The 25,001-nt window shown below is 45.1% G+C and carries 20 protein-coding genes; 11 read left to right on the top strand and 9 right to left on the bottom strand.

Translation table 11 applies throughout. The annotated features are described in order from the left end of the window. From H5300_RS17655 to H5300_RS17640, 4 genes are all read right to left on the bottom strand, one after another. Positions 1-1,252: cbb3-type cytochrome c oxidase subunit I (locus tag H5300_RS17655; protein ID WP_182796526.1), on the bottom strand; the 1,252-nt coding region annotated here is incomplete at its 3' end. Positions 1,253-1,257: 5 nt separating this feature from the next. Beyond that, positions 1,258-2,154 (bottom strand): ubiquinol oxidase subunit II, encoded by an 897-nt coding sequence (gene cyoA / locus H5300_RS17650; RefSeq protein WP_182796525.1) that lies wholly within the window; start codon positions 2,152-2,154, stop codon positions 1,258-1,260. 786 nt (positions 2,155-2,940) lie between these two features. Beyond that, positions 2,941-6,039 (bottom strand): efflux RND transporter permease subunit, encoded by a 3,099-nt coding sequence (locus H5300_RS17645; RefSeq protein ID WP_182796524.1) that lies wholly within the window; start codon positions 6,037-6,039, stop codon positions 2,941-2,943. Between the two features lie 8 nt (positions 6,040-6,047). Next, on the bottom strand, positions 6,048-7,163 hold the full coding sequence (locus H5300_RS17640) for an efflux RND transporter periplasmic adaptor subunit (RefSeq protein ID WP_108155496.1): 1,116 nt from the start codon (positions 7,161-7,163) through the stop codon (positions 6,048-6,050). Between the two features lie 236 nt (positions 7,164-7,399). On the opposite strand from H5300_RS17640, the gene H5300_RS17635 reads away from it, so the two are divergent. After that, positions 7,400-8,014: a TetR/AcrR family transcriptional regulator gene (locus H5300_RS17635; RefSeq protein WP_004736309.1), complete on the top strand. Its 615-nt coding sequence runs from the start codon at positions 7,400-7,402 to the stop codon at positions 8,012-8,014. A 43-nt stretch (positions 8,015-8,057) separates the two neighbouring features. Here H5300_RS17635 and H5300_RS17630 read toward each other — a convergent pair whose 3' ends face one another. Further along, positions 8,058-8,969, bottom strand: a complete 912-nt coding sequence (locus tag H5300_RS17630; protein WP_017095207.1) for a LysR family transcriptional regulator — start codon at positions 8,967-8,969, stop codon at positions 8,058-8,060. Between the two features lie 156 nt (positions 8,970-9,125). Here H5300_RS17630 and H5300_RS17625 point away from each other — a divergent pair, with 156 nt between their 5' ends. Both H5300_RS17625 and H5300_RS17620 read left to right on the top strand, forming a co-directional pair. After that, complete coding sequence (locus H5300_RS17625; RefSeq protein WP_017078913.1) at positions 9,126-9,431, top strand: monooxygenase; 306 nt, start codon at positions 9,126-9,128, stop codon at positions 9,429-9,431. Between the two features lie 78 nt (positions 9,432-9,509). Next, the gene (locus H5300_RS17620; RefSeq protein ID WP_017086126.1) at positions 9,510-9,884 is read left to right on the top strand and encodes a hypothetical protein; all 375 of its coding nucleotides are present in this window, start codon (positions 9,510-9,512) and stop codon (positions 9,882-9,884) included. 128 nt (positions 9,885-10,012) lie between these two features. On the opposite strand, the gene H5300_RS17615 is transcribed toward H5300_RS17620, so the two are convergent. Continuing rightward, complete coding sequence (locus H5300_RS17615; protein WP_182796523.1) at positions 10,013-10,543, bottom strand: lipocalin family protein; 531 nt, start codon at positions 10,541-10,543, stop codon at positions 10,013-10,015. Positions 10,544-10,693: 150 nt separating this feature from the next. Continuing rightward, complete coding sequence (locus tag H5300_RS17610; protein ID WP_182796522.1) at positions 10,694-11,656, bottom strand: AraC family transcriptional regulator; 963 nt, start codon at positions 11,654-11,656, stop codon at positions 10,694-10,696. Positions 11,657-11,708: 52 nt separating this feature from the next. Between H5300_RS17610 and H5300_RS17605 the strand changes: the two genes are divergently transcribed. Both H5300_RS17605 and H5300_RS17600 read left to right on the top strand, forming a co-directional pair. Further along, positions 11,709-11,885: a hypothetical protein gene (locus tag H5300_RS17605; RefSeq protein WP_017084638.1), complete on the top strand. Its 177-nt coding sequence runs from the start codon at positions 11,709-11,711 to the stop codon at positions 11,883-11,885. Positions 11,886-12,010: 125 nt separating this feature from the next. After that, on the top strand, positions 12,011-13,717 hold the full coding sequence (locus H5300_RS17600) for an amidohydrolase (protein WP_182796521.1): 1,707 nt from the start codon (positions 12,011-12,013) through the stop codon (positions 13,715-13,717). A 61-nt stretch (positions 13,718-13,778) separates the two neighbouring features. Here the strand turns inward: H5300_RS17600 and H5300_RS17595 are convergent, their stop codons facing one another. Further along, a complete protein-coding gene (locus tag H5300_RS17595; protein WP_182796520.1) occupies positions 13,779-14,993 on the bottom strand; it encodes an MFS transporter in 1,215 nt (404 codons plus the stop codon). Between the two features lie 152 nt (positions 14,994-15,145). Here H5300_RS17595 and H5300_RS17590 point away from each other — a divergent pair, with 152 nt between their 5' ends. From H5300_RS17590 to H5300_RS17570, 5 genes are all read left to right on the top strand, one after another. Further along, positions 15,146-15,913 (top strand): ABC transporter ATP-binding protein, encoded by a 768-nt coding sequence (locus H5300_RS17590; protein WP_182796519.1) that lies wholly within the window; start codon positions 15,146-15,148, stop codon positions 15,911-15,913. 17 nt (positions 15,914-15,930) lie between these two features. Continuing rightward, positions 15,931-16,842, top strand: coding sequence for an ABC transporter substrate-binding protein (locus tag H5300_RS17585; RefSeq protein ID WP_102560135.1), 912 nt, complete (start codon positions 15,931-15,933; stop codon positions 16,840-16,842). After that, positions 16,842-18,839 (top strand): Fe(3+)-hydroxamate ABC transporter permease FhuB, encoded by a 1,998-nt coding sequence (gene fhuB, locus H5300_RS17580; protein WP_182796518.1) that lies wholly within the window; start codon positions 16,842-16,844, stop codon positions 18,837-18,839. The genes H5300_RS17585 and fhuB overlap by 1 nt, the downstream gene beginning before the upstream one ends. A 258-nt stretch (positions 18,840-19,097) precedes the next feature. After that, a complete protein-coding gene (locus H5300_RS17575; protein ID WP_017078906.1) occupies positions 19,098-20,054 on the top strand; it encodes a GntR family transcriptional regulator in 957 nt (318 codons plus the stop codon). A 552-nt stretch (positions 20,055-20,606) separates the two neighbouring features. Beyond that, positions 20,607-22,763 (top strand): TonB-dependent receptor, encoded by a 2,157-nt coding sequence (locus H5300_RS17570; protein ID WP_182796517.1) that lies wholly within the window; start codon positions 20,607-20,609, stop codon positions 22,761-22,763. A gap of 353 nt (positions 22,764-23,116) precedes the next feature. Here H5300_RS17570 and H5300_RS17565 read toward each other — a convergent pair whose 3' ends face one another. Beyond that, positions 23,117-23,581 (bottom strand): hypothetical protein, encoded by a 465-nt coding sequence (locus H5300_RS17565; RefSeq protein ID WP_259397701.1) that lies wholly within the window; start codon positions 23,579-23,581, stop codon positions 23,117-23,119. A 294-nt stretch (positions 23,582-23,875) separates the two neighbouring features. Between H5300_RS17565 and H5300_RS17560 the strand changes: the two genes are divergently transcribed. Next, positions 23,876-24,973, top strand: coding sequence for an ISAs1 family transposase (locus H5300_RS17560; protein ID WP_182796516.1), 1,098 nt, complete (start codon positions 23,876-23,878; stop codon positions 24,971-24,973). The last annotated feature ends 28 nt before the right edge of the window (positions 24,974-25,001 follow it).

Raw genomic sequence — 25,001 nt, 5'->3', positions numbered from 1 at the left:
CAATCAGGAATACCGAGTTATGCAGAATGAAATCCGCACCCGGAACCGCCATCAATACGCCCGTCATACCACCTACAGTAAAGGTGATTAGGAAACCGACCGTCCACATCATTGGAGTGGTAAAGCGAATACGACCTTTGTACATGGTGAATAGCCAGTTGAAGATCTTAACCCCGGTTGGGATAGAGATAATCATGGTAGCGATGCCGAAGAAGGCATTCACATTGGCGCCAGAACCCATGGTGAAGAAGTGATGCAGCCAAACCACAAACGCTAAAATAGTAATAGCCACCGTCGCCCATACCAGCGAGGTATAACCAAACAATTTTTTGCGAGAGAAGGTTGCAGTCACTTCAGAGAACACACCGAAGATAGGCAAAATTAGGATGTACACCTCAGGGTGTCCCCATGCCCAAATCAAGTTCACATACATCATCACGTTGCCACCAAGGTCATTGGTGAAGAAGTGCGTGCCGATGTATCTATCCAAAGTCAGTAACGCGATAGTGACCGTTAGGATTGGGAAAGAGATGATGATCAGGATGTTGGCACACAGAGATGCCCAAGTGAACACTGGCATCTTCATCATTGGCATAGATGGAGTACGCATGCGCAAAATAGTCGCGAAGAAGTTCACACCCGTTAACGTGGTACCCACACCGGATATTTGCAGTGCCCATATCCAATAATCGACCCCGACTCCCGGGCTCGCCTCAATGCCAGACAACGGCGGATACGCCAACCAACCCGTACGGCCAAACTCACCCAAGCCAAGCGACATGTTGGTTAGGATAATACCCACCACAAACAGCCAGAAGCTCAAGTTATTCAGATAAGGGAATGCAACATCACGAGCGCCAATTTGCAGCGGCACGATGATGTTCATCAAGCCGATAACCAGAGGCATCGCGACGAAGAAAATCATGATCACGCCGTGAGCCGTGAAGATTTGGTCGTAGTGATGTGGCGGTAAATAGCCAGTCTCACCCGCTGCAGAAAGCAATTGCTGACTGCGCATCATGACCGCATCGGCAAAGCCACGAACTAACATCACCATCGCGACCGCAATGTACATGAAGCCTAGTTTTTTGTGGTCTACAGACGTAAACCATTCATTCCATAGGTATTGCCACTTACCGGCTTTTGTTACCGCATACACCACTAAACTACCCACTAAAGCGATCATGGTTAAGGTGATCAAAATAATGGGTTCGTGGTAGGGAATTGAGTCTAGAGTTAATCTTCCAAACATGACGATTATCCTTGGGTTTCCGGCAAACAGTTCATTGAACCAGGGTGCTGGGTCACGACATCAGTGAATAAAAATGGTGGGATACTAGAAAACAGCGTCACAGGTTCAGCCACACTTGGCGCGGCCAATGAACGGAACTGCTCCCAATCTTCAATACGATCAGGACTTGCTTTCACTTTCTCCACCCAGTTTAAAAACGCCACTTGATCAGGCAGAGCTGATGCGGTGAATTTCATTTGAGAGAACCCTTTACCACTGTAGTTCGATGCAAAACCTTTGAAGTCACCTTCGTGGTTCGCGATCAAATTCAGCTTGGTCACCATTCCTGGCATCGCGTAGATCTGCGAACCAAGACGCGGGATAAAGAATGCGTTCATGATGTTGTCTGAAGTTAGCTTAAAGGTCACCGGTACATCTTTCGGGAACGCAACATAGTTAACCGTCGCAATGTTTTGCTCCGGATAGATGAACAGCCACTTCCAGTCCAGAGAGACCACTTCGATCACCATAGGCTTAACGTCACTCTCCAGAGGCTTGGAAGGCTCCAGTTCGTGTGTTGTTCGCCAAGTGATGGTGGCTAGAATCGCGATGATGATGATTGGAATCGTCCATACCACTATTTCAATTTTGGTTGAGTGCGCCCAGTCAGGTGCATACTCTTCTGTGGTGTTGCTTTCACGGTATCTATAAGCAAAGTAGATGGTCATCAGGATCACGGGGATGACGACAATCAGCATCAGCAACAGAGCAGTAATAATCAGCTCCTTTTCCTGAACGCCAACGCTACCTTTTGGGTCGAGCAATGCGGAGTTACATCCTTCGAGCATCAGGACGGTTCCCACCAAACCAATCCTCGACAGATTTGCTCTCGATAAAATGCGTTTATATCTTGAAGCTTCCATTAACTTTCTCGATGGTTATCCAGCCTCAGAACGAACGCCCGAGTACTGGTTGTCATGGTCATTAGAATATTTATGTGTTGAGCATGTGAAACGCCGCATCTCAAAAAGCAATGCAATAAGGTTCGTTACTGCCGGGTTAAAACCACACAGAAAACATGACTTAATTGTTACACTTTGAAATGCATTGTTACATTTGGCGCATTATGAAGAGTTGAAATTGAAAGCTCACCAAACAAACTTGGAAACTAACCTTCCATTTATGAAGACGAAAACTAAGAAGCAGTAAGCGATTAAGACACACATCAATAGCGTGCTACACGGATGGAGCCAGTACTGACAAGGGATTTAGAAAAAGTAGATAAACACTCGCTCACCACCAAAGCTCGGGGCAAGTTCAAGGTACATTAGAAAGAGCGAATAAATAGAAGTGTGACGCCCGTCAAAATTGTGAATTCACATACCATTTACAAGGTATTCACTGGTTAGATTCTTCAAAACACCCACTCATTCACCAACAAGATAATCAAGCATTCATCGATGCACTAATGTGACGAATTGAAAGAATATAATGACTAACAGAAAGAATATTGTGGCTAACAGAAAGGAGAATTTGACTAATTGAGGGCGTAATAACGGTGAAAAGCACAACAAAAAGGTAGGAATTAGGATGAATTTATCGAGAATAACAACACCATAATCGAGCCAGATACGGCTCGATTATGGGCAGTTGAAGAGTAGTTAAATTAAAGAGACGTTAAATCAAAGATGCGTTAAATTGAAAAACAGTTATGCCGCTTGAGTCGCGATGGTTTTTCGCTGATTTTTAGTCATCAAATGATAAACCACCGGCACAAAGTAAAACGAAATAAGCGTGGTTAACACGGTACCGCCCACAATCGCGACCGCAAACGGAGGCCAGAAACCACCGCCAGCGATGATCAATGGCATAAAGCCTCCCACGGTTGTAATCGTGGTTGAACTGATATGTCGAGTACACGACATAACGGCATCAACGACTGCATCAACATTCCCAGAGGAAGCCTCCTTGTCTAGCTTCAATTCGGTTAAAATGACAATGGCCGCGTTAATCGCTAAACCTGCAATCCCGAGCATCGCGATGATCACCGTAAAGCCGAACGGATAACCGAAAATCCACACCGACAATAACCCTAGACCACCCGCCAATCCTGCAACCATGAAGATGATGCTACTCATTCGGAACGAGTTAAACGACATCACCACCACCAACACCATCAATACCACCACAACGGCGACATTCGAGATCAGGCTGTTGACTGAATTATCTCGTTCAGCAGATTCACCACCAAAACCAATCGTGTAGCCCGATGGCATCTGATAACTTTCTAGGCGTTTTTGGAATTCATTGAGCACGGTTTGAGGCAAGACTCCCGCTTCAATGTAGCCCTCAATGGTATTCACACGCTGCCCGTTACGACGGGTAATCGCGCCGCGACTGGTGGTCAGTTCAAGTTCGGCCAGTGTCGATACGTTAATACCTGTCGAGTAGGCATCTGAACTGATTGGTAAACGGATATTGCTTAAATGCGCTAAGTTCTCACGCGCCTCATCTGCCACACGAACACGGATTGGCACCGATTCACTGCCCTCAATCACCGAGCCACTTTCACGACCTGTCAGCGTAGTTTGCAACATACCAGCAAACTGGTTCAATGAAATACCGTTGAGTTTCGCGGTGTCTTCATCGACCTTCAACCACACCTTAGGTGTACCCGGTTGCAGTGTTTCCCTTGTGTGCGTGACATGAGGAACACCCGCCAAAATCAATCGCACATCCTCACCAATCGCTTTCAACGTATCGAGGTTTTCACCATAAACACGCAGCTCAACAGGCGCAGTAAATGGAGGCCCTTGATTAAGCTTTCGTACCAAGATTTGTGCTTCCGGCACCTCGTTATCCAACACCTTTTGCAACTCAGGAATCAGCGCATTGGCTTGATCAAAGTTCTCTGTTTTCACCATGGCTTGCGAGAAGTACGGCGCGTTATTTTGCCTTGCTTGCAGGTTGTAATAGAAGGATGGGAAGTTTGCGCCCACTAGCCAATCGATACGCTCCACTTCAGGGTAACGATGAATGATATCGTCGATTTTTTCAGAGGTGTTTTTGGTGGCGTAAATGCTCGCTTGCGGCGGCATGTAAACCTGAATCTCAAACATATCTCGGTCTGATGGCGGGAAGAATTGCTCAGTCAGCTGAGACATACTCCAGTAACCGGTAAACGGAACCAACAACACCAAAGCAATCGTGATGATTGGATGCGTGACACCAAAGCGGACAGAAGATGAGAACCAGCGCGTCAAAGCCGGGATTCTCAAACCCGTCATGTACCAATGGTGCTGCCCTTTCTTGTCGACATCACTGAGTTGTTTCGGCAGTAGCTTAGTCGCTAAGCCCGCAATTAAGGTGTGCGAGATGATGTAAGAGCCGATCAATGAGAAAGAAACGGTAATCGCAATACCACCGACAAATTCACCCGATGCTCCCGGCATCAAGATAATCGGGGCAAACGCCAACACGGTAGTTAAGGTTGAGCCTAATAACGGCACCCATAAATGCTTCAACGCATTCATGGTCGCTTCTGCTCGTTGTTGCCCTTTCAAACGATACGCCTGAATGGTATCGACCATCACCACCGCGTTATCAACCATGATCCCGAGCGCCACAATTAGGCCTGTCACCGACATTTGGTTAATCGGCACACCGGTCATTTTCATGATCGACAAGGTCAATAATGAGGTTAACGGCAGAGAAATGGCGACTAAGATCGCGGCACGCACGCCTAAAGTGACAAACAGAACAATCAAGATCAGACCAAAACCGATCATCAAGCTTTTGCCTAAATCGTCTAAGCGAGTTTCGGTATAACCTTGCTGATTAAAGAGCACCGTCACCTTAACGTTACTTGGTAACTCTTGCTCAAATTTACCAATCAGAGCATTAGCTCGCGACGTCCAGTTGTCGACTCTCAGATCAGGATGCATTCTTGCCGCGACAATCACACCCGGCTCACCATCAATAATGGCAATCTGGTCTTGTGGGGTTTTCTCACCACGCCTCACAGAAGCAATGTCTTCCATGCGGATGATGTGACCGTTGCTGTCGGTGGCTATTGGCACCTGTTTAATACGTTCAATGGAATCAAGCTCAGACTTAATCTCTAAGCCAAAGCGAGAATAAGCACTGACCAATTCACCGGCAGAGTTCTTGGCGTCTGCCCCTTCTAGCGATTCTGCGATATTGGCACTTGAACGACCAAGCGCGGCTGCATCTGCGGTACGTAAACTGATTTGAATCTCTTCTTGTGGCATCCCGTATTCATCAACGAATTCAGTACCCGACAAAGTTCTTAGTCGCTTCGCGAGTTCTTTGGCATAACGACCCAGCGTTAACCTGTCAGGCTCGCCTGCACCAGACCAGGTTAGAGATGCGATGGTTGTGAAAGCATAGGTATGGTCGCTATCGAGATCGGGAGAATGAGAGCCCGCAGGCAAAATGGATTCGATGTCAGATAACTTGTCGCGAGCTTGAGACCAAACCGGCTCAGGCTCGGTGATGGTGTCATTCAATTCTAAGGTGACAATAGACACGCCCGGCCTTGAGGTTGAGCTCACGAGTTTAACTTCACTCAGCTCACGCAGCTTGTTCTCGATAACCTCAGTAACTAAGGTTTCAACACGCTCGGCACTGGCGCCGGGGAAACTGGTAGTAATGTTCGCGTAACGGTTGATGATTACTGGATCTTCTGCACGTGGCAACGTCATGAACGCAGAAATACCACTCACCATCAGCAGTGCGGTCATTAAGATAAGCAGTCGAGTGTTGGAAATAGTCTCTATGATTTTCATGCTATTTCCTATTCAGCAGTAACGCTTGCTGGCTTCACGGTTTGTCCGGGAACTAAACGATGTAAACCACTGGCAATCACTTGTTCACCGTCTTCAATCGCCCCACTCACGTACGCTTGTTGATTGTTAGCAAACAACACTTGAACACTTCGGCGCTCAACTTTGTTGTCTTCACCAATCACAAAGATGTTCCACACACCGCGCAATCCATCAATCAAACCCGTTAATGGCACCCAGTAGCCTTGGTCGTCAATCTGTTCGTCAAATTTCAGATAGGCAAGTTGTCCTTCTAATACCGCTGATTGTTCAGGAAACAGATAACGCAAACCGACACTGCGAGACTGTGTGTCAACCATTGCGCCCGGATTCAACAGGCTCACAGCGAATTCATCTCGCCCGACGCGAATACTTGGTGCGGAAAGTGAAGTAACCTTTTTCATTTGATGGGCAGGAATACCGATAAAGGCTTCTTTCCCTTCAGAGGCAAGCAGTGTAAGAGTTGGATTCCCTACATTCACCACATCTCCAAGCGAGACAAAGCGGGTTGCGATGGTGCCTGAATATGGCGCACGAACTGTCGATTTCACCAGCTTCAATTGATTGCCTTTTACCGAGGCATCAATACGCAACAAGTTCGCCTGCAATACGCGTTGCTCACTGGTTAACGAATCAATCTCAGCTTCGGCACTGAAGCCTTTCGCTTTCAATGAACGTTGACGTTTAAGGTTCGCTGCCACCAAACTCAATTGAGCTTTGACTTCTTCAGCCTGCGCTTTCAGTTGGCTAGACTCGGTTTCCAAAAGTTGGGTATCCAGCCTGATCAACGGCTGACCCGTTGTGACTGTGTCACCGACATCCACCAGAATCTCGTTTACTTTTCCGGCCAACTCGAAACCTAAATTAGCCTGTTGACCCGCCTTAACCACACCGACATATTCGCGTTGTACTGCATAAGAAGGAGACAGCGCCAAGACCATCGTTTCCACCGTTAAAATGGTTTGGACGCTCGATGCCGTTTCAGCGGTTGAATCAACCGACTCTTGGGCTTGTTCCTTTTCGCCACATCCAACAAGAAAAGCCGACAACGCCACTGCCACTGCGCTTCCCTTCATCAATTTATACATACGTACTGTTCCTATGCGGTACTCAATTATGTTCTTTTTTTAGACTAACCAAATCAAACTAGACTGTCTAGTTTGATTGTGTTAAAAATAAGTTTCATCGTTAATGATTGATAAAACCATCACAAAAAGCATAATGCTTAGCGTAAAACGAGACACATAGAACTGAGCACCAACAGGCACCAAGCAAAGAGACAAACTAGGTAACGAGACAACACTAAGTAACGAGAAGCAAGCACGTGACTAAAATCATCAAGAGTGAACAGAAGAGATCGCAGATCTTAACCGCAGCCAGCCAACTTTTCTCTGAACATGGCTTCAAGATCAATATGGATCAGATAGCCAAAGCAGCGAACGTTTCTAAGCAAACGGTCTACTCTCACTTTAAAAACAAAGACGAACTTTTCGAAACCTGCATGCAAACCAAGTGTGCGGAGCGAGAACTCAGTCCTGCAGCCTTTGATATGGATGCTGCGGTGGGTGATGAGTTAGTGAAGTTTGGTGTGAAGTTTCAGGATTTATTACTTGATGAACAATCTAGACAAACCTTTCAAAATGCCATTAGCCAAGCGAATACGCATCCAGAGATCGCCTCTATCTATTTAGAAACTGGGCCTCAGAAAACCACCAAATTACTTGCTGATTATTTGCAGTCGAAAATAGACTCTGGTGATCTCACACTGTCGACATCAAGCTCACCAGTCATTGCAGCCAGACAACTGCTGCTTATGTTCCATGGTAAGTCAGCGTATTGGGGATTCTTCGGACACGATAGCGGAGAATCTGAAGAAGAAAGACTTCACTACACTCGCGAATGTGTCGCGCTATTCTTAAACGGCAATCAGCCTCGTTAATCGTTCAAGGCCCCTAGTTAATCGTTCAAGGTTCATGTCGCCGTCAGCTCACATTAGAAGCTGACTCAAGAAGTAACTCATAGAAACGTTTAGCAGCTGGGCCTGTCTTGGCTCCTTTTGGTAAAGTCAGGTGCAGCGGAACGTGATACCCACTGCCATTTTCGACATTCAACACCATTAGCTTGTCACTTCCTCGACTTTCCACAATGTGCTTTGGTAGTCGACAATACCCAACTCCCTGCTCTACCGCGCCAAAGGCATGGTCGAAATTATCCACTGTAATGCGCTGACTCGACTTCAACCAGCCCACATCCTGTTTGTTGCCTTGGCTTTTAGTGCCTTGATTAGATCGTGTACCTAAATCCCTCACTACAATTTGTGGCAAAGACGACAGTTGATTCAACGACACTGAAACGGCACTTGCTAACGGGTGTGAGCTAGCAACGACAGGCTCCATCATCGTAAAACCAAAGGCTTCGGCTGAGTAATTAGTAATAGGCAAGTTGATGATAGCCACATCAGCCAGTTCTTGAGTCACCATTTCCGTTGTTTTAGACAGTGACGTTTCAATCACTTGTATCGATGTGGTGTTGTTCTCCGCCAAAAATGCAGCCATCGGTTGATAAAGGCGTTCAAGGCAGCACAAATGATCCACGGCGACCACGATTTCAGATTCGACGCCTTTCGCCAGCTGTTCACTGATCAACTCTAGCTCGCGAGCTTGTTCCAACATACTGCTTGCACGGCGCAACAGTGATTTACCATCCTCCGACAAGACCGCCCTACGACCTTCAACCTGCACTAAAGTCACGCCTAATTGGTCCTCCAATTTTCTCAGCGCATAGATCAGCGTGGTGTGGCTCTTGTTCAATTGCACTGCCGCCGCCTGAATGCTGCCTGCACGGTCAATTTCGTAAAGCGTTTGCCATTGGTCGAGGGTGGTTTTCAATCTCATCGGTCTAAAATCCTGACAGTTATTAACTATATTATGAACTTTTCTGTCTGTTTTTTACAGGTAATATCTATTCCAACAGGCAATCAAGCCCCCTACGTTTTGCGAAATGACCATGAGTCTCAGCGCAATACCAAGTAACTGTTTGGAGAAATAACCATGAAATTATTACAAGTCGATTTTGAATTTAGCGGCCCATTTGGTGAAGAGATGTCGAACGCACTCGTTGACCTAGCAAAGTCTATTAACAACGAACCGGGTATGATCTGGAAAATCTGGACAGAGAACGAAGCTGAAAAACTGGGCGGTGGTGTCTACCTTTTTGAAGACCAGCTCAGTGCAGAGACTTACCTAGCGATGCATAGCGCTCGCCTTAAACAGATGGGTGTTGAGGAAGTGCGTGGTGTGATTTTTGACGTCAATCAGCCATTAACTACCATTAATAAAGGCCCAATCAACGGTTAATCAAACTTGTTCATTCGCTGAATGACAACAAAGATATTGAATAGCTAAGTCGCTAAGTAATAAATAGAGAGATACGTAATGAACAACAAAACTTTTCTTAGCCTACACGGCATTATTTACGCAGGGTTTGCCATCGCACTGTTTTTTATCCCAACTGTAATGTGGCCCATGTATGGTGTGGAAATTAATGATAAGTACGCTTACTTTCTCTCTCAACACACCAGTATCTTTCTGGGTGGTATCGCAGCGATAAGCTGGTTGCTTAGAGACATTGAACCCGGCGTATCAGCTAAAAAGCTCATCCAAGGTTTGGTGGTTACGAATATGCTTGGCGCCATCATCACACTGTATGCAGCGTTTACAGGAATCTTTGTTGGCTTTGGCTGGAGCGACCCTGCATTCTTCATTTCACTATCGGTACTCAGTGTTTTGCAGGTTCGTCGACAACGTTAGTTACTTACTTAACGAGCTAGCAAACACAAAAAACAAAGCCAAACCAAAAAAGGCACCGTTGAATTGCTCATCGGTGCCTTTCTTAATCAAATGTAGCTGTTCTCAAGAGCTAAGCATTAGAACTGTTATCAAGAACTAGGCTTATTGTCATGCTCCACAAAAATCAACTCGTCAGTATTGAAACCGCGCTCTTTTGACATCGCTTTGAATTTCTCCATGACCTCTGGTGCAACCTCAGGTGTTCTTGAAAGCAGCCATAAGTAGTCAGTATCTGGGCCCGAAACAAACGCGTATTGATAGTTCTCTTTGTCCAACTCAAACACCACATAAGCTCCGTAGAAGGGGCCAAAGAAAGACACTTTCAAATAGCCTTGTTCGCTGCCTTCGACAAAATACGCTTTGCCTTCCGCTTCGTTCCATTCGCCATCTTCGTCCGAATAGCCGCGGTTAATCACCTTCACACCGCCATCATCACGAAGGCTGTACTCAGCACTGATGTTATCTAAGCCACGCTCAAACGAGTGATCCAAACGAGACACTTCGTACCATTTCCCTAAGTATCTATCCAACTCGAACTGTTGAACGGGCTTTACTGTTTCAGGCATGCCGACACAACCACCCAATAGAATCACAGTAAGCAGTAATAATATTTTTTTCATCCTAACCTCGACTTGTTTTTATTAGTAATGCGAGTAAGCCTTGTGAAAACATAAACTTACATCCTTGGTAATACGTTAAATCCATTTTTATAGTTCACTTAACTGTAATTTATTCAGAATCTTATGTGAATCGTTTAGTCTGCGAATGAATCAATGGCGTTTCATTGCTATTCGATATTGAGTCGGTGTCACCTGTTTATAGGATTTAAACTGACGATTGAAGTTAGCTTGGTTGTCGTATCCCACTTTCTCCAAGATCAAACTGACAGGCAATGACGTATTAATCAGCAAGTCGCACGCGACATTCAACCTGATTTTTTTAAGCCGTTGACTGAAGCTCTCTTTATAATGTTTTTGAAACAAGCGCCTAACGCTACTTTCACTGATATATAGGTGACTGGCTAAATCGTTAACCGAGATATCTTGAATGAAGTGATTCATTAAGAAGGCTTCGACCTTATCTAACTTATCGCTGATCTCATCACCTTCATTGCCCTTAAAGATCGGGTTGATCAACTGCACCACCTCTTGGTCATCAAGTAATACCGAAAACAATGAGAATAAGGTGAGTAACTGTTGGTGTGGTGGTTTCTCCATCACCCTATCTAACAATTCCGTTGCCTTCTCTGCGGTAGCGGACGAAAACTGCAGGCCTTTCTTTGAATCTTCTAGCAATGCACGTAACGGTTCGAGTTCTCGACAGCACGCTATCAATTGCTCTATCCAATCTTTGCGAAACCAAACTACGTGCGTTTCACATATTCGCGAGTCATCAGTGCTCTCGTCCGAATAGATGGCATGAGGTAAATCAGGCCCAACTAAGATCATGTGGTTGTGAAACACATCGCTTTGGTGATGCCCAATAAAGCTATGGCCAGTAAAGTGACGATGAATCGCTATTTCGTACTCTTCATGTCGGTGCCAACCATAGCTTTTACCGTTCTCGACGATTTTCTTATAGCGCCATGATGTGCCAATTCGTTGTGGCACTTTTTCCAAGTAACCTTTCATTGCGATGCTCAGTGACGTTTTAATATTGAAAGTATACGCATCAAACCATTGAGATGAGCACATTGACTGAAAAGTATTGAACATTGCGCTAACGATACTCATCCGGTTGTCACCGCTAAATATACTGCAAGTGAACTTAACCAGGAGAGCAACTATGGACACTTTATTATTAAAAATCCGCGATATGATTCTTGCCACACGTCAGCAGTGGATAGGCGAGATCACCTACAACCACAACATTAAGGGTGATCACACTTGGAAACTCTATGGCTATAACTCTTATGACGAATACAAAAAAGATCTGTGTGAAAGCCTAAAACAAGAGTCGTGATTGAAGATTTGTTCAAGCCACAATTTATTGATTAGGCGCGGCTTTTATTTGTCATTCATGTAGAGTTTCACACTGGCTACTCGCTTTCTATACTTACTAAACAGTGGAACATGGAATAAATAACAATGAACAATAAGCTCACTTTGCCACGCACTGCATGGATTGCATTATTCGCTAGCCTAGGCACTGTGCCATCGGCTTTTTCTCAAAGCCAAACCGCAGACCAGATCTTCACCAATGCCGACATATATGGGCATCGCGAGTCAGACTCTATCGTTACCCATAACGGCAAGATCATCTTCATCGGTGACCACGCTCAGGCGCAATTTTTTCAAGGCCAGAGTACCGATGTCATCGACTTGGAGAATGCCTTTGTTTTGCCGGGATTCATTGACAACCATAACCATGTGTTTGAAGCCGCCTCAGAGCTGGGTGGCAATTGTGAACTGGATTCTGAAGCAACGTTAGAAGAGCAAATCCCCTACTTAGAAGCGTGTAAGATCAATGCTGATACCGATGGCAGAGGTTGGCTAATGGGTTATGGTTTTTCTTTAGAAGCGACGCTCGATAGCGACTCTGACTATACACCGCTAGAGATCATCGACAGTATCTTCCCGGATCGCCCAGTGGTGATCATGGAGCAGACTTCACACTCGATGTGGGTCAACTCTAAAGCACTGAAAATTGCCCGAATCAGCCAGCAATCGCCAGATCCACAAGGTGGCGCTTATTTAAAAGACCAAGACAGCGGCAAACTCAATGGCATCTTATTAGACAATGCTGGCGATCAAGTGATGGAGATGGCTTGGAACAGCCAAAGCGAACTGTTTGAGCAAAGCTACCAAGGGTTAATGTTCGGGCTTGAGGAAGCGGCAGCCCACGGCATCACCACCATTGGTGACGGTCGCATGTATTGGAAACGAGGTTGGTATGACGTTTGGCTAGAGGCCGAGCAAAATCAAGACTTAACGGCGCGTGTATCGCTACGTCCTTGGGTGTATCCATCGATGGCAATGCCTTCTCAATTAGAAGTCTTTGAAAAGATGTATTCCGACGATAAAAGTCGTCTGCTACTTGTCGAACAAGTGAAAATGTACAGCGACGGCATCTTTATCAATGGCACAGCCAAAACGCTCGCACCTTACTTAGATACCTATCTACCCCTGTCTCCTAATGGCTTGAACTATATTCCGCCAGAACAAATGAAAGAGTGGCTAACTGCGCTCGAAAAAATAGGGTTTAGCGCCCACATTCATGCCATTGGTGATGGAGCAGTTCGTGAATCGCTTGATGCGATAGAAAGCATTCGCAAACAAGGTTCAACCAAGCCCTACACCCTAACCCATGTCGAATTAATCAATGATGAAGATGTGCCACGCTTTCGCCAATTAGACGTGACCGCAGATTTCCAAGTCGGCTCTGATTACGTTGCAAGGCATCAACACCAATGGGCCGAAACTTTCCTTGGTGCTCGCCGTGCTAAAGCCATGATGAACCTCGACGCGATTCTCAAGACCGACGCGAATATCACCTTAAGCAGTGATTGGAACGTACACGACATCAACCCTTTAGTCGGCATCGCGAATAGCCTAATCATGGGTAAAACAGGCCTAACTGATATCTACACGGCTATCGACGCTTACACGATTAATGCCGCTTCTAGCTTGGGCATCGACGACATTACTGGATCTATTGAGGTAGGAAAATCAGCGGACTTCGCTATTCTCGACCGAGACATCACGACCATATCGGCAAGACAAATAGCCAAAACTCAGGTGTTGATGACGGTGTTGCGAGGAGATGTGGTTTATAACTCAACCATGCACGATTAGAACATGTCGGATTTAAAAACAGACAAGTAATGTACGTAACCCACTCATTTTTAAACGATCATCATTGGGATTGCTCTACAGCATCAGCGCTTGTCTTTCTTTTCACAGAGTAGGTTATTGCCAGAATCAACATGGCAAATACTATACACAAGTAAATAGGATAAACAGGGCTAAGTGTCGACGTAAACGCAAGTAAAGATGCTACGCCGTAACCCGTGGTATGAGACATCGATAAATAGCCCGCAGCCGCGCCCGGTGCGTCGCTTTGCTTCTCCGTTGCGAATAAGGTGTAAGCAGGAACAAGCAACGCTGCGCCACCAGCTGCAAACATCATCGCAACGCCAAACACCCAAATATTGGGTATCAGGAACATCAAGAATCCCGTCACTAAGCCAAACGATCCCCAAGAGTACATAGTAAAAGGCGTCAGTGTTCTCTTCTTGATGACCAAGATTTGAATGGCAAATGTACATGCTGCACTGATGGTCAGCAGAATGCCGATCGCGTCACTTAACTGATCCGTAGGCCAATGGGTGACCGAATAAATAAGTGGAGTAAAACTGTATTGCAGTAACGCTACTGCCGCGCATAACAACAACCCGCTAGATAAAAAAGGCAGTAATGCTTTATTCGGTAACCAAGAAGATTGTCCCCTACCTTCAATTTGTCCACTTTCCATCTTCGGTGCTGGCAATAACATCGCGCCAACTAAAGCCACACAAGGCAACAGAATCATCACCATCAGCGGTGCAAAAGGCGACAGTTTTAACACCAGAATGGAGATAAGAGGCCCAATCAATCTTCCCGCACTCAATCCGATACTGACCGAAGTTATGGCCTGAAGACGGTTATTTTTACCACACAGAAGCAACGCCCAATGCTGACTCGCGGGCACCATTCCAGAAACCGTACAACCATAGATGATCCTAGCTACCAGCAAACCGATGAAACAAACCAATAATGTCTGGCCGCTGCTACTGCTACTGAACATGGCGAAAAAACACAGTAGAGCAAAACTAATCGCCATTCCAACCAATGCCTGAATAACCACTTTTTTAGGGCCATGCTTATCACTGTACCTTCCCCAAAATGGAGCGGATGGCAGAAACAGTAAGCTCCCTACCGCGATAAGAATCGACCATGTTGGCAAACTAAAAGCAGATTGTTCCACTAAAAAAGGCAGTGAAACGAGTAAACCATTTTGTCCAATCCCCATAAGAGCCGAAGCAAGGCCAATAGCCATTAGTTGAAATTTTTTGTTTTGTATAACAGACATAATATCGAAGGCGCTAGATAAGGTTGGTCAGCTCGTAGTGGGCACGAGCATACTACAATGATAAGTCGATTGATTTGGCGAATAATTATCATTTTTATTTCACTGTGTTACATTAGCGGCTAGCAGCCCATAACTCAACTTCATATTGCATTATGTACACACTTACCAATGCCTCGTTCGAAATCGACGGTAAGAAGATCCTTTCGCCAACGACTTTGACCTTTGAACCAAAGAAGGTCACCACCTTGCTGGGTCATAATGGATGTGGCAAATCGACACTCATTAAACTGTTAAGTCGACAAAACACGCCAACTGAAGGTGACGTTCTCTTCAATGAGCACCCCCTCGCCTCATACAGTAACCTTGAATTTGCACACCAAGTCGCCTACCTGCCGCAGCACCCACCGATTACTGATGGCGTGACCGTTCGTGAACTGGTTTGCTTTGGCCGTTACCCATGGAAAGGCGCGTTTGGACGTTACAGCAAAGACGACTACGCCATTGTAGACGAAGCGATTGAAAAGGTTGGGCTTAACGCCTTTTCTGACCGATTTGTCGCAACGCTTTCTGGCGGAGAAAGACAAAGAGCTTGGGTCGCAATGCTACTTGCTCAGCAAAGCCAATGTATTTTGCTTGATGAACCAACTTCAGCACTCGATGTGGCACACCAACATGAATTACTTGCTTTAATCAGAGAGCTTAATCAGTCACTCGGCTTAACCGTGATCATGGTGCTTCATGATGTCAACATGGCCGCCAAATTCAGTGACCATTTGATTGCGCTTCATTCTGGAAAAGTGATTGCCTCCGGTTCGCCTAAAGATTTGATGACACCAGAAACACTGATGCAAATCTACGGAATGGAACTTGCGCTCTTTAAGCACCCTGAGACAGGGCAACCTATCAGCTACATCCCTTAAATAAAAAGGTACCTGTTGTGAAAAAGTTCATCACCATGCTGTTCACGGTATTAGCTTTCAATGCCATTGCTATAGAGAACGCTCACGCACTAGAAGTCCAACATGAAATGGGCAGTGCCTCTTTCGATGCAACACCTAAAAAAGTGGTGGCTTTAGATTGGGCACTCACCGAAACCGTATTGAGCCTAGGCGTTGAGTTGCAAGGTGTCGCAGACGCACAAGGTTATCAACAGTGGGTAGTGAAACCCGAACTGAATTCAAACGTGACCGATGTTGGGTCTCGACGCGAACCAAACCTAGAACTGCTGACGGAGCTAAAACCCGATGTCATTTTAATCAGTGAACATATGGCGGCGGCATACCATCAACTGAATAAAATCGCACCGGTATTGGTTTACAGTATCTACAGTAAAAAAAAGCAGCCGCTTGAATCAGCAACAAACATCACTTTATCTTTGGGCAAGCTGTTCGACAAAGAACAACGCGCCCAACAAGTGATTGATGAGACAAGCAACAGATTAAGCGATAACGGTGAAAAAGTCCGTGCCGCTGGCAACTCAGACAAACCACTGATCTTTGCGCGCTTTATCAACGACAAAACGTTACGCATTCATAGCCAAGGTTCATTAGCACAAGCCACCATCAGCAGCATGGGTCTGAAAAACGATTGGCAAGAGCAGACCAACCTCTGGGGTTTTAGCACCACAGGTACTGAAAGGCTCGCGGAACACCAACAGGCGAATGTGATGATCTTTGGCCCACTGACGGAAGAAGAGCGTAAGCAACTGACTCAATCTCCTCTTTGGCGAGCAATGGCGTTTACGCGCACAGACTCCGTTTACGAACTTCCTACTATCTGGACCTTCGGTGGGCTAATCGCCGCTCAAAGGTTTAGTGACAACATTACAGAACTGCTTACCCAAAAATAATGGCTACCATCAAGCTCGAAAAAACCGTCACAGGACGATTGAATATCAAGGCAGCTGCGCTATCTATCGCTGCTATTTTATTGATCAGCTCGCTACTGCAAATTACCGCTCCTTACTCTCAAGGGGTTGGCTTGATTTGGGATACGCTGTTTCACTTTGATTCTTCAAACTATCAGCATCTGATTACCCACCTAACCTATTTACCTCGGCTCGCTGTCGCACTGATTTGTGGTTTCGCACTGGCCGTCGCTGGGTGTGTGATGCAATTTGTACTGCGTAACCCCATCGCCTCACCTACCACATTGGGTGTTGCTGCGGGCGCAGAACTCGGCATGGTGTTGGGAATCCTTTTAATACCTGCCAACCTGGCGATCCCGGGGTTTATTCCCGCTTTCATTGGGGGCTGCCTTGCAACAGGCCTAGTCTTTACCTTAAGTTCTGCACGAGGCTTTTCGCCATTACACATGGTGTTAGCCGGTATGGTTGTCAGCCTGTTTTTAGGCTCACTCAACACCATGTTACTCATGTTACATGAACAACGACTTACCAGTATTTTTGTTTGGGGCGCCGGTGTACTGAATCAGAATGACTGGTCGAGCGTGCAGATCTTACTTCCGCTAGTCTCTATATCGACTTTGTTATTGCTGGTTTTACAACGCCCACTATCAGCGCTGCAATTCGGTGACAATGTTGCGACATCACTTGGTGTCAACATCAAACAAATCAAATTGCTTTGCTTATCATTGGCCATTTTTATAACCGCAGCCGTGGTCAGTGAAGTGGGCTTAATCGGATTCGTTGGCATTGTGGCTCCTGCTATCGCTAGGCTTCTCGGTGTAAGAGCACTGGCGAAACAGATTCTAGTCAGTGGGTTGGTGGGTAGCTTCATTCTACTAATTGTAGACTTAGTGATTCAGCCATTCTCCGGCTTTGGTGGCGAACTGCTCCCTACTGGCGCAATGACGGCACTGCTTGGTGCTCCCTTCTTATTGTGGTTACTGCAGCGAACTAAGCTGCAGTCCGACCTCAAAAATCGCAGTGAAACCATTGAGCACTACAAATTCGCCGATACGCGCAAAGTACTGACCGTGATGTCAGTGCTGTTGATGGTAATGTGTGTTCTTGCCCTTACAGTAGGTAAAAACCAGTTCGGTTGGAATGTTGAACTCAACCCATCGCTATTCGATCTGCGTATACCTCGCGTGTTGGTTGCGTTATTAGCCGGTATCGGGCTTGCGTTTGCGGGCACAATTATTCAACGTATCTCAAACAACCCGATGGCGAGCCCCGAAGTATTGGGGATCAGCTCAGGGGCTGCTCTGGCGTTAGTGCTCGGCACACTATTTGGCACAGCTGTCAGCCGAGAAGAGCAAATGCTGCTCGGCACGCTAGGCGCGACGTCGGTGACGGCATTGGTTTGGTTGATGGGTAGAAAACACAATTTCGCTCCCACTCAAACCTTGTTAACAGGTATCGCGCTAAGTGCGGGGCTCGACGCTTTACTGCGCATTGCGATGAGTTCTGGGAACGAGAATGCAACCGCGCTACTGACTTGGCTTTCCGGATCGACTTATTTAGTCGCTAATCAAGATGTCATTTTGCTCGCCGTTGGGGTTGCCATCATAAGTGCAGTGGCGCTGTCTTTGAATCGCTGGATAGAGCTGATTAACTTAGGTGACGTCACCACAAGCAACCTAGGTATGAACACAACCGCTGTTCGATTGGCTTTGCTTTTGCTAGTCGCGGCACTAACAACTCTGTGCACCATCGTAATTGGTCCATTGAGTTTCATTGGATTATTGGCGCCACACATGGCGCGTTCGCTTCATCAATATCGCGCGATTCCTCAAATGCTCACTGCAGCATTATTAGGCGCTATTATCATGGTTGCTGCCGACTGGATTGGCCGAACATTATGGTTCCCATGGCAATTCCCTGCGGGGTTATTAGCCTCTCTTCTTGGTGGCGGTTACTTCCTCTATCTAATGAGAAAATAGGCGCAATTTATAAGTCACTTTACCCGCAGCTCCCCCGTTTGAAGTCAAGGCTTTAAGCGGGGCTCCCTTCTAGCCCCCTAATTAACACACTTGCCAACAGACTTATCAATAACCAAAAAACTATTCAATTACCGACAAACCGTTCAATTACCAACAAACTTATCAGCATTGTCTTTTGGTTACAGAAACACAATTTATGGTATTTAAACCTTTTTGTGTTTACCATGAAACCAAGATAAAACACATACTCTGAGCGTCATGGACATAACAACAATTACAAAGCTCCAACAAGATTTGTTATTCAAGGTCATCACGAGGCTAAAAGCCGACAACGCGAAAGCGGGCAGCAGCCTGAACGAATCGTCATTGGCACAACAATTCGAAGTATCGAGAAGCCCCATTCGAGCGGTGTTAAAGCACTTGTCAGCGCAAGGCATCACTAAAGTAGTCCCTTACAAGGGTTCGGTGTTGCAAACCGATGCAGCAGATATTGAAATTTCAGGCCAAGACAACGACCAACAACCTCGCCAAGAACAATTATACCTTCGTGTACTCATGGATTTATTCTTTAGTGAGTTAGGTCAGTCGTTTTCCGAAAAAGACCTGCAACAACGTTATGATGCCAACCGTGGTGAGATGCAAAGCGTACTGCGCCTGCTAGAAAACGATGGTATTTTTCGCCGTAGCCCAGGATACAAATGGCAGCTTGATGGTGTTTTAAATACATTAGAAAGGCACACTGAAAGCTATCGATGTCGACTCATTTTCGAGCCAGCAGGCCTACTCGAACCAACATGGATACTTGATGGTTCCGATCTGGAAGGCTGCCAAGAGCGCCATGTGCAAGCCATTACGAACCCAGAATCTGTTAACGCCAGCCAACTCTTTAGCCTCAGTGCCGAGTTTCACGAGCAGCTTGCCGCATGTTCAGGAAATCGCTTCTTATTGAGCACCATGCAGCAACATAATCGCCTTCGTAAAGCGACTGACCTGGTTTCGATGCACATCCAATCATCAGTCATTAAATCGTGTCAGCGACGCCTAGAGATCATTGAATTAGTACTTGAAGGTAACAATCACGTAGCATCAACAAAGCTAGCTCAGCTACTGGAAAATGATATTCGCGTCATGAAACGCACCTACAACGACGTAATGAATGTCTCTATGGAACAGCGAGAAAGCTTAATCAACAGTATCATGGCAAAAAACAGTTAATCACTTGGGCAGTCAAATCATGGCTGCCCTTTATCGTGTCCCTCTATCGTCACAAACATCGTTTTCTTCCTGACTCTCACGATAACACCTACGATTAGCGCCCGTTAAATTTTAGGCTTAGCGCCCACTTCAACACATACAGCACAAGGCTCTAGCCCTATTTTTCTTCTACGGCTAACAACGTCGCCCAACCACTGATTCCAAATCTATAAAAGAAAATTGCACTTCCATATTGTATTTTCGCAACAAAAATACAATAATAATGATTCTTATTTAGAGTTGATAAGCTTAACGATAATGCTTCGTGCTTTTGTTTTGAATTGATTGTCGTTTAAGTGACATGAACGTGAACGTATACAAGCTTGGAAGATATCGAGATGAGTATGTTTAAGGTCATAAGTAATGACCACCGTTCACCTCTTTTCTAATTTAAGAGGCTTCATTTATTACTGACCAGTAAAGATGAACGCTTAATTACTTATAAAAACAACAAAGTCACCGCACAGATATGAGTCTTTGTGCAGCCTTTTATTGATCAAGATTGAGAACAAAATGAAAACCGAAAAAGGAAGTTTCAAGCTTTCCACTGTTGCACTAGCGATTGTCGCTGCCAGCACAGTGTTTACAGCCCAAGCACAAGAATACACAACCGAAGACAAAATGGTGGTTGTCTCTAGTCGTACTCCTAAAGCGATCAGTGACATTCCGGGTACAGTTTGGTACATCGACTCCGATAAAATTGAACAGGAATATCGTGGTGGTAAATCACTAGGCGAGATTCTATCGGCAAACATTCCCTCTCTAGATGTAAGCAGCGGTGCTCGTACTAACTATGGTCAGAATCTGCGTGGCCGTAAGATGCTCGTTATGATTGATGGGGTATCACTTCAATCATCTCGTCCAATAAGCCGTCACTTAGACTCCATCGACCCATTTAACATTGAACGAATCGAAGTACTGTCTGGTGCAACTTCAATTTATGGTGCAGGAGCTTCAGGCGGTGTGATCAACATCATCACCAAAAAAGCGCAAGGTGAAGAGTTAGAGTTTGAATCCTTTGTTGGAAGCTCAACTGGCTTTAATTCTGGAGAAGATTTCGATTACAAAGTCGGTCAATCTATCTCTGGCGGTAGCGACAAAGTTCAAGCGCGCACCTCTGTGGTTTACACCGAAACACAAGGCTTTTTCGATGCTAATGGCGACATCGTTACCCCTGATATTTCTCAAGGCTCACTACAGTTCAATAAGACGGTCGACTTCCTAACGACGGTAGGCGTGAACCTCTCTGACACGAAGAAACTCAACTTCCTTGCACAATATTACGATAGCCAACAAGACTCACCTTACGGCCTGTACATTGTCGGCCGCGGCTTTGTTGACGTACGTAAAGGCTTTGATTCTGACCGTGAACATGGCACCGAACGTATTATGCTTAGCGCCTCTTACGTCGATGATCAGTTCCTTGGCCATCAGTTGATTGCTGAAGCTTCGTACCGTAAAGAAGACCAAACTTACACACCTTATTTCCAATCTTCTGGTCAGCAAATTACCGATGTTATTGCATTAAAAACAGCACTGGCTAAGAGCTTCAATAAATTCAATGTTGTCTATGGTATCGATGCGTATCAAGACCAACTAGACAGCAACCAAGCGCTTTACGATCCGACGATTGCGAACAATTCAGGTAACTTGATCAACAAAACTTACGCGAAGGTCGGCCGTTACGCTGGGGTTAAAGTCAGCTCTATCGCGGGCTTTGTTCAATCTGATTATGCGATCACGAATGACTGGACGGTAGAAGGTGGATTCCGCTACCAATACATGTCTAACAAGATTGATGATTTTGTTGGCTACAGCCAACAGAAGAAAATTGCAGCTGGCAACGGCACTACAGCCGACGCAGTACCTGGCGGTGAAACCGATTACAGCGTTGGTCTATTTAATCTCGGTACGATCTACCACCTCACCAACGAATCTCAAGTATGGGCAAACTTCTCACAAGGTTTTGATCTTGCTGACCCAGCGAAATACTACGGACAAGGCGACTACACCCTAGTTGGCGATCACTGGAAACTTAACGACAGCATCAACGTTAATGACTCGAAAATGTCTGGCATCAAAACCAACAGCTTTGAGTTAGGTTACCGCCTTGATAATGGTGATTTTAACCTGCAAACCGCGGCGTACTATTCACAATCTGATAAATCAGTTAAATACGACAAGAACACACTACTTATCGAAGAAATCGACGATAAAAAGCGTGTCTATGGTTTAGAAGCGATGGCCTCTTACTGGGTGCATGAGAACATTCAGATAGGCGCATCAGGTCACTACGTGATTTCAGAAGTGAAAGGCGATGACGGTTGGAAAGACTTTACCGCGGGCGAAGCCAGCACTTCAAAAGCCAATGCTTGGGCAGGTTGGTATGACACAGACCTTTCTGTCAAAGTACAAAGCCAAACGATGTTTGATTACGAAGATGACGATCAAAACAAACTTAACGGCTATACCGTCTTTGACTTAGTTGGTACCTACCAGCTTCCAGTGGGGAGCTTAGGTTTCGGTATTCAAAACCTACTGAATAAAGACTACACCACCATTTGGGGTCAACGTGCTCAAATCGTCTACGCGTCACATTACGATTCAGCAGCGTATGACTACAAAGGTCGTGGCCGAACTTACAACGTAAACTACCAAGTTAAGTTCTAACCGAGTACTCATCAAAAATATAATTAAAAGGGTTGGTTATTAATACCAACCCTTTTTCACAATTAGATGTGACTTAGCTTAATTAGCGTATGCGAATAAACGTCAATTCCAACATGCATTCTAAGTCAATTCTAATTTTTAAATTATTAACTATACAGTCATTTATTAAATTGCATAAAAATTAACAAGTCGCTCACTGTAACTCAAATTAGCCGGGGTATGATTAATTTCCACTGTAATATTACCAGAAAGCTCACCGTCGGCCTTATATACAGGGCAAGATGCTATATCTGACAAGTATGACTCTTCCGTAGGCGCACTAAAGTAATAGATTTTTTGTAGGTTACATTCACCTACCTTCCCAAAGCTTCAACTTCCGAGCGCTGACGGTAATAATTTGGGCCAATATCTAGAAGGTATTCAGGGCTATGGGTATAGATCTCGCTGGTATAACGCTCAGCAAATTCACTCTCAGCAATGAAGTTCTCATTCTCCATGCTGTAAAGAATGTTCAAGTGCCAATAGAGCAATTCAGATTCATCACTCGTTGATTGACCCGGTTTAGAATACACACATTGGATCTGACTGTGAGGAACATCTAAATCTTGATTAACTTGAATATCATTACGAAGCGTATTGATACCACAGCGATGCAGTGCAAAACCCTCTTGCTTCATCGACTCGTTAACTTGGTTAGTTGATTGGTATTGAACGTAGACACCTTCAGGTGATTCACCGGTGATAACGTTACTATTATCAGCATAAGCAAACGGACTTAGGCAGGCGGTTACAGACACTAACGCTATTGTTTTTTTCATTATTATTTTTCCTTTATGATTGGCGGCAGGAAAATAACTCAAAAATAAAATATGCAACACAGCGCTCATTGATATTTGTGATCTTGGTTAAAGCAATGATTGGCCTAACCAAAGTCGGGCTGCGATACCAGGGCGAGATCTCATATGATTTGTAGGGTTTAATTGATTAAATACCAAACAATGCGGTCGATTTATGTTCGCTTATGTCAAAGAATTAAATATTCTTTATTTTCGACTGAACTAATCCTGATTTTGTTGATCGGATCATTATCTATTTACTACTCGACCTACAAAATGACACTTCTTGAACGCCTTAACCGCATACCTGATCCACGTAATGATATTAACGTTAAACACGACTTAGTTGATGTCGTTTTTCTAGTATTTTCTGCTGTGCTCAGTGGTGCTACAGGATGGAAGTCCATTCAAGAATTTGGTGAAAGCCAAATTGACTGGTTGAGACAATATCGAGGATTTGAAAATGGTATTCCCAAACGACACTGCATTGCTAACATTATCAGTGCGTTAGATAATGATGCTTTACTAGATGCCTTGTTTGAATGGTTGAATTCTGAACGAACTCGAACAGAAAAATCAGTTTTAGCAATAGATGGTAAGGCTTTACGTGGAACTAAAACAAATGGGTTAAAAAGCATGTTACACGTTGTCAATGCGTATGATGTTGAAAGTGGGCTAATGCTTTATCAACAATCTACTCATGGTAAAGGTAAAGAAATCAGTTTATCTCGTGATGTTCTAGATGCTTTAGTCCTAAAAGAGGCAATAGTCACCTTAGACTCGCTGCATTGCTTAGCGCCAACAATGGCGAAAATCACGGAAAAGAATGGCGACTTCACCATTCAGATAAAAAAGAACCAACCAAATCTTTTCAGGCATGTGAAAGAAGCTTTTTCAGCTGTTTATAATCAACCAGATATCATGGCAGAATGTATCCAAGAAAACAAAGGGCATGGTCGCAAAGAATGGCGGAATATCATGCAGATAGAGGCGAATCTTCCACCTGAGTTGAAAGAAAAGTGGCCTCATATAAAAAGTTTTATTGAAGTGGCAAGTGAGCGCACTTGCAATGGAAAAGGAACAAGAGATTCACGCTGGTATGTTAGTTCATTAGAAGTTGATGTTGAACTTGCTGCTCGGACAATCAGAGAGCATTGGTTGGTTGAAAACCAGCTTCATTGGGTTCTTGATGTCGTATTCAGAGAAGATGAACTAAAAGTAAAAGACCCAGATGGAGCTGCTCACTTAGCGGCATTTAATCGTGCTGCGTTGAACACGATAAAGCAGGATGAGAGTGACAAAGATAGCTTGGCTGCCAAACGTAGAAAGTCAGGTTGGTCTGGTGAATATCGCTCAAAAATAATCTTTGGCTAATATTTATTCAAAGTGGAATCCCGCCCTG

The sequence above is a fragment of the Vibrio sp. SG41-7 genome, assembly GCF_014164465.1.
Classification (GTDB): Bacteria; Pseudomonadota; Gammaproteobacteria; order Enterobacterales; family Vibrionaceae; genus Vibrio; species Vibrio splendidus.
This window is presented reverse-complemented; position numbering and strand designations above follow the sequence as displayed.